The sequence below is a fragment of the Roseovarius halophilus (ex Wu et al. 2025) genome, from assembly GCF_047086965.1.
On sequence record NZ_JBKOTX010000276.1, the window covers coordinates 1 to 5738 of the forward strand.

Annotated in this window: 6 protein-coding genes and 1 pseudogene; 3 read left to right on the forward strand and 4 right to left on the reverse strand. The window is 68.4% G+C overall.

The genetic code is table 11. The annotated features are described in order from the left end of the window. Together ACH107_RS29370 and clpS are read right to left on the reverse strand one after the other, a co-directional pair. Positions 1 to 502 (reverse strand): annotated as a pseudogene (locus tag ACH107_RS29370) (MFS transporter); the annotation flags it as partial. A gap of 1 nt (position 503) precedes the next feature. Continuing rightward, complete coding sequence (clpS, locus tag ACH107_RS29375) at positions 504 to 842, reverse strand: ATP-dependent Clp protease adapter ClpS (RefSeq protein ID WP_412509256.1); 339 nt, start codon at positions 840 to 842, stop codon at positions 504 to 506. Positions 843 to 1089: 247 nt separating this feature from the next. Between clpS and ACH107_RS29380 the strand changes: the two genes are divergently transcribed. After that, positions 1090 to 1755, forward strand: coding sequence for a hypothetical protein (locus ACH107_RS29380; RefSeq protein ID WP_412509257.1), 666 nt, complete (start codon positions 1090 to 1092; stop codon positions 1753 to 1755). A 19-nt stretch (positions 1756 to 1774) separates the two neighbouring features. On the opposite strand, the gene ACH107_RS29385 is transcribed toward ACH107_RS29380, so the two are convergent. After that, a complete protein-coding gene (locus tag ACH107_RS29385; protein WP_412509258.1) occupies positions 1775 to 2809 on the reverse strand; it encodes a succinylglutamate desuccinylase/aspartoacylase family protein in 1035 nt (344 codons plus the stop codon). Between the two features lie 242 nt (positions 2810 to 3051). Further along, the gene (locus ACH107_RS29390; RefSeq protein ID WP_412509259.1) at positions 3052 to 3705 is read right to left on the reverse strand and encodes a peroxiredoxin; all 654 of its coding nucleotides are present in this window, start codon (positions 3703 to 3705) and stop codon (positions 3052 to 3054) included. A 160-nt stretch (positions 3706 to 3865) separates the two neighbouring features. On the opposite strand from ACH107_RS29390, the gene ACH107_RS29395 reads away from it, so the two are divergent. After that, a complete protein-coding gene (locus ACH107_RS29395; protein ID WP_412509260.1) occupies positions 3866 to 5308 on the forward strand; it encodes an aldehyde dehydrogenase family protein in 1443 nt (480 codons plus the stop codon). A 5-nt stretch (positions 5309 to 5313) separates the two neighbouring features. Beyond that, a partial coding sequence (locus ACH107_RS29400) for a glycosyltransferase family 25 protein (RefSeq protein ID WP_412509261.1) occupies positions 5314 to 5738 on the forward strand: 425 nt, incomplete at its 3' end.

The window sequence follows — 5738 nt, forward strand, 5'->3', positions numbered from 1 at the left end:
CGTCGGCCGAGAACACGCCCGGCAGCGTGACGAACCCGCCCTCGATCTGCCGTGGGGCGGCCGTCCAGTCCGCAAAGCCCGGCCCGGCCCGGAAACTGAAAACCTTGCCATGCGCCTTGGAAAAGACGGCCGCAACGTCCACGCGCGCCCGGCACGCCTTGAGCAGCGACTCGACACCGTCGGACTTGGCCCCGTCAACGATCACCGGCCCGTCCGTCACCGCCGCGGCCTGCGCGACCCGGGCGCGCGCCAGGTCCTTGGCGCGCGGCACGCAGACGATCGACGCGCCGAACCGGCCCTCCGGCGCCAGCGCGCAGTCATGTCCCAGCGCCGCGAAATGATCATGATCGGGCCTGAACCGGGTGAAAATCCGCGTCCGCTCCGCCGGCAGCGCCGACAGGTCGGCCCCGGCGCGCGGGCCGAAAACGGCGATCCGCCCGGTCTCGGGCAACATGATGTCGCCGCCGGCAAGGGCAAGGCTCAGACGCGACCGCTCGGCCAAGTTACTCTTTTTCCATGGTGCATTGCAGCGGATGCTGATGCTTGCGCGCGAAATCCATGACCTGCGCCACCTTCGTCTCGGCGATCTCGTGGCTGAACACGCCCACGACCGCCACGCCCTTCTTGTGGACGGTCAGCATGATCTCGAAGGCCTGCGCGTGCCCCATGCCGAAAAAGCGCTCCAGCACGTGCACGACAAATTCCATCGGCGTGTAATCGTCGTTGAGCAACAACACCTTGTAAAGCGGGGGGCGCTTGGTCTTGCTGCGGGTCTTGGTGACGACCGACGTGTCATCGCCGTCATCCGCGCCTTGCGTCATCTGAACGATCAGCTGGTCCATATCTCTCGCCGCGCCATTCGCCTTCGGTTTCCTGACCAAGCCATATAAAACGGGATATCCCCGCGAAAAGGGCCGTGTGGCGCGATAGCATCATGGCGGGCAACTTGACAACAACCCGTTTCGGCGCGGGTGTGGCCCCGGCGCGACGGGCCGTTTCCCGCCGCACGGCCACGATCGTGCTTGATGCCCGCGCGCGGCTTGCCTAATCTGGGCCGCGACAGCCCGACCAACCCGCAGAAAGCCCCGCATGAAACACGCTTCCACCCTCGACCGCGGCCTGCTCGGCCTCATAATCGCCACGCTGGTCGCCACGGTCGCCATCTATCTCGTCGATCCCGTCTACTTCCACGAGGTCTACGCGGCCGAGGACAAGCTCGTCGAATACGGCACGGCCGTCTTCCTGCTGATGGCCAGCCTCGTGCTGCTGCGCAATGCCGGCGCCCTGCGCGGGCGCCGCGCGCCCACCCTCGCGGTCGGGCTCACGCTGGTCTACGCGCTGATGTTCTTCGCCGCGGCGGGCGAGGAGATCTCGTGGGGACAGCGCATCATCGGCTGGGAATCGGGCGAGTTCTTCGAGGAGCACAACAAGCAGAACGAAACCAATTTCCACAACCTCGTGGTGGGCGACCTGCACCTCGCGAAAACGCTCTTCGGCAGCGTGCTGACGACGGTGCTGCTGCTCTACCTCGTGGCACTGCCGCTGGCCTATCCCCGCCTGGCGCCGATACGCCGGCTCGCCGACAGGCTGGCCGTGCCGGTACCGGGGACGCGCCATGCGATTTTCGCCGTCGCCGCCAGCATCGTCATCGCGGCGATCGACGTGCACCGCAAATGGGAGGTCTACGAACTCGTCTTCAGCCTGCTGGCCTGTTCGATCTTCCTGCGGCCACAGAACCGCGAGCGCACGACCTGACCTCAGCTGCCGCAGCGTGTCAGATGATCTCGTCCTCGTCGTAAAGAGGCGCGGCCTCCAGATGCGCGCTGACCCCGTCCGCGGCCGTGTCCGGGCTCTGGGTCTCGGCCACGTGGAACAGCGCGTCGCCCTCGTAAACGACCGGCATGTTGGTGCGCCCGATCATGATGCCCGTCTGATCCGCGGTCACCTCGTGCTCGACCTCGCCGAAAGGGTCCGAGATGGCGCCGAGGACGGTGCCCGGCACGACCGTGTCACCGACGGCGGCATAGGTGCGCAACAGCCCCCCGGCCGGGGCGCGGTACCATGACGAGCCGCCGCATTGAACAGGCTGCGCCCGCGTGCGCGGCGCGCCCTTGCGCCCGATCATGCCCAGCTCGTGCATCACCCGCAGGATGCCCGAGACGCCGGCCCGGGCGGGCAATTCGTCGAAGCGCAGTGCCTCGCCGCCCTCGTACAGCAACACGTCAACGCCCGCCTGCTCCGCCGCCATCCGCAACGACCCCTCGCGCAGCCGCGATTCCATCATCACCGGCGCACCGAAAGCGCGGGCCAGCTTGGTCAGACGCGTGTTTCCCTGCGTCAGCCGCACCTGCGGCAGGTTCGTGCGGCTGTTCGAGGCCGAGTGCAGGTCGATCCCCACATCGGACCGGGCGACCACCTCGGTCATGAAGATATGGGCCAGCCGCGACGCCATGGAGCCCTCGCTCAACCCCGGGAAACACCGGTTCAGGTCGCGCCGGTCGGGCAGATACCGCGAGTGGTTGAGAAAGCCGAACGTGTTGACGATCGGCACCGCCAGCAGCGTGCCCGCCATGGTCGACAACGGTCCCGCCTTCAGCAGCCGGCGCACGATCTCGACCCCGATCACCTCGTCACCGTGCACCGCGGCCGATACGAACAGGACCGGGCCGCGCCGCTTGCCGTGAACGACATGCACCGACAGGTGAACGGGCGTGTGATCGGACAGGGTGCTGACTGGCACGTCGACGGTGCGGCGCGTGCCCGGCGCGATCTCGTGACCGTTGATCGTGAAATGTTTTCGTCTGGCCATGCCGTCCTCGCCTAGGGGGGGTGATCAAGCGATACGCAAAAAGGCCCCCGCTGTCCATCTCGCGCGAAGCGCCCGCCGCCGGCCGGGGGGCGCTGCCCCCGTCGCCCTGCGGGCGACTCCCCCGGGGTATTTTCACCAAGAAGAAACCAGCGAATCGCCTCGGCTTCTTCTCGGCCCCAATACCCCCGCCGGAGGCGTCCGCCCGGGCAGCCCGCGCCGCGCGGCCGGGGCATGTCGCGCCGTCAGCCGGACAGCTTGGTCATGCGCAGGTAGGGCAGCACGGTTTCGAACTCGCCGAACTTCGCGCGGGCGTCCTCGTCGGTGACGGCCGTCGGGATGACCACGTCCTGCCCGGTGGTCCAGTCGGCCGGGGTAGCCACGCCCTGCCCGGCCGCGGTCTGCAGCGCGTCGAGCGCGCGCAGCACCTCGGCGAAGTTGCGCCCCACGTTCATCGGGTAGGTCATCGACAGCTTGAGCTGCTTGTCGGGCCCGATGATGAAAACGCTGCGCACCGTGGCGCTGTCGGCCGGGGTGCGACCGTCGGGCAGGTAGGCTTCGGCGGGCAGCATGTCGAAGGCTTTCGACACGTCAAGGCCTTCGTCGGCGATGATCGGGAAGCGGGCCGGCGCGCCGCCGGCCTTCTCGATGTCGCCCTTCCACGCCTTGTGATCGTCGACCCCGTCGACGGAGACGCCGATCACCTTGCAGCCGCGCTTTTCCCATTCATCGGCCAGCCTTGCCACGGCACCGAACTCGGTGGTGCAGACGGGGGTGAAATCCTTGGGGTGGGAAAACAGGATCGCCCAGCTGTCGCCGATCCAGTCGTGAAGGTCGAAGCTGCCCTGATCGGTTTCCACGGTCAGGTTGGGGATGGTGTCATTGATGCGCAAGCTCATGGAGGTGGTCCCTTTGCTGGTTGCCGGTGCCGCGGGTCCGCGGCGGATTTTCCTGTACGCGTCTTGCAGCCTTTTCGCCGCGGTGACAAGGTATCGCGACTCGCAAGGCGGGCCAGCGGGCCGCGCGGCCCGCCTTTGCAGCATATAGGGAGCGCACCACATGATCGAGAAACGCCGGTTCTACATCAACGGAGCCTGGACCGATCCGGCCGACGGCACCGACCACCGGGTCATCGACCCCTCCACCGAGGAGCCCTGCGCGCTGATCAGCCTCGGCGGGCAGGCCGACACCGACGCTGCCGTGGCCGCGGCCCGCGCCGCCCTGCCGGGCTGGATGACCACCGACCCGGCTGAGCGCATCGCGCTTATCGAGAAATTGCAGAAAGCCTATGATGCCCGCGCCGAGGACATGGCACGGGCCATCAGCCTTGAAATGGGCGCCCCGATCGACTTGGCGCGCAGCCAGCAGGCGGCCGCCGGGTCGGGGCATATCTCGGCCTTTCTCAAGGTCGCGCGGGAATACCGGTTCGCGCATCCGCTGGGCGATCACGCCCCGGGCAGCTGGATCCTGCACGAGCCGGTCGGCGTGGCCGCGCTGATCACGCCGTGGAACTGGCCGATGAACCAGATCACGCTCAAGGTGATCGCGGCGATGGTCGCGGGCTGCACGATGGTGCTCAAGCCGTCCGAGGAATCGCCGCTGTCGGCCGTGCTCTTCGCCGACATGGTGGACGAGGCCGGGTTCCCGCCGGGGGTGTTCAACCTCGTCAACGGTGATGGCGCGGGGGTGGGCAACCAGTTGTCGGGGCATGACGGTGTCGACATGGTGTCCTTCACGGGCTCGTCGCGGGCCGGCAGGATCATCTCGAAGACCGCGGCCGACACGCTGAAGCGCGTGAGCCTCGAACTGGGCGGCAAGGGCGCCAACCTGATCTTCGCCGACGCCGACGAGAAGGCCGTCAAGCGCGGCGTGCTTCACTGCATGAACAATTCCGGGCAGTCCTGCAACGCGCCCACGCGGATGCTGGTGCAGCGCGAGGTCTACGAGCGGACCGTCGCCGAGGCCACCGAGATCGCCGGCAACATCGCCGTCGGCCCCGCCTCGGAGCCGGGGCGGCACATGGGCCCCGTGGTCAACGAGACGCAGTTCACCAAGATCCAGGACCTCATCCAGACCGGCATCGACGAGGGCGCGCGCCTGACCACCGGCGGCACCGGCCGGCCCGAGGGGTTCAACCGCGGCTTCTTCGTCAAGCCGACGGTGTTTGCCGATGTCACAAACGACATGACCATCGCGCAGGAGGAGATCTTCGGCCCGGTCCTGTCGATCATCCCCTTCGACGACGAGGACGAGGGCATCGCCATCGCCAACGACACGCCCTACGGGCTGACCAATTTCGTCCAGACGGGCGACCCGGCCCGGGCCAACCGGCTGGCCCGCGCCCTGCGCTCGGGCATGGTGGAGATGAACGGGCAGAGCCGCGGCGCCGGCGCCCCCTTCGGCGGCATGAAACAGTCGGGCAACGGGCGCGAGGGCGGCCCGTGGGGCATCGACGACTTCATCGAGGTCAAGTCCGTCTCGGGCTGGACGCCCGGCGCCTGACCGCCATGCGGGTCTGCGCCTTCATCCTGCACCTGCCCCGCGCCACGGCGCGGCGGCAGAACGCGCATGACCTGCTGGCCGCCTGCGGGGTCGAGGGGGAAGTATGGCCGGCGGTGGATGGCGGCGCCATGCCCGCCGCCGACCGCGACGCGCGCGTCGGCACGCGGCTGTTCGATCCCGCCTATCCCTTCACGCTCAAACCTGGCGAGATCGGCTGTTTCCTCGGCCACCGCGCGATCTGGGCCGAGCTGCAGACCCGCGACGCCGACGCGGCCCTCGTCATCGAGGACGACGCGGCGCTTGAACACGAGACGTTCGCGCAGGCCCTCGAGCTGGCCCGCGCGCATGTCGGCCGGCTGGGCTACATCCAGTTCCAGACGCGCGACTGCACCGGCAAACAGGCCCCGATCGACGCGGCGGGGCCCTGCCG

Excerpts from the sequence above, each read along its gene's own strand:
- ACH107_RS29385 (WP_412509258.1), bottom strand. The coding sequence starts at position 2,809 with ATGGCCAGACGAAAACATTTCACGATCAACGGTCACGAGATCGCGCCG.
- ACH107_RS29390 (WP_412509259.1), bottom strand. The coding sequence starts at position 3,705 with ATGAGCTTGCGCATCAATGACACCATCCCCAACCTGACCGTGGAAACC.
- ACH107_RS29395 (WP_412509260.1), top strand. The coding sequence starts at position 3,866 with ATGATCGAGAAACGCCGGTTCTACATCAACGGAGCCTGGACCGATCCG.
- clpS (WP_412509256.1), bottom strand. The coding sequence starts at position 842 with ATGGACCAGCTGATCGTTCAGATGACGCAAGGCGCGGATGACGGCGAT.
- ACH107_RS29380 (WP_412509257.1), top strand. The coding sequence starts at position 1,090 with ATGAAACACGCTTCCACCCTCGACCGCGGCCTGCTCGGCCTCATAATC.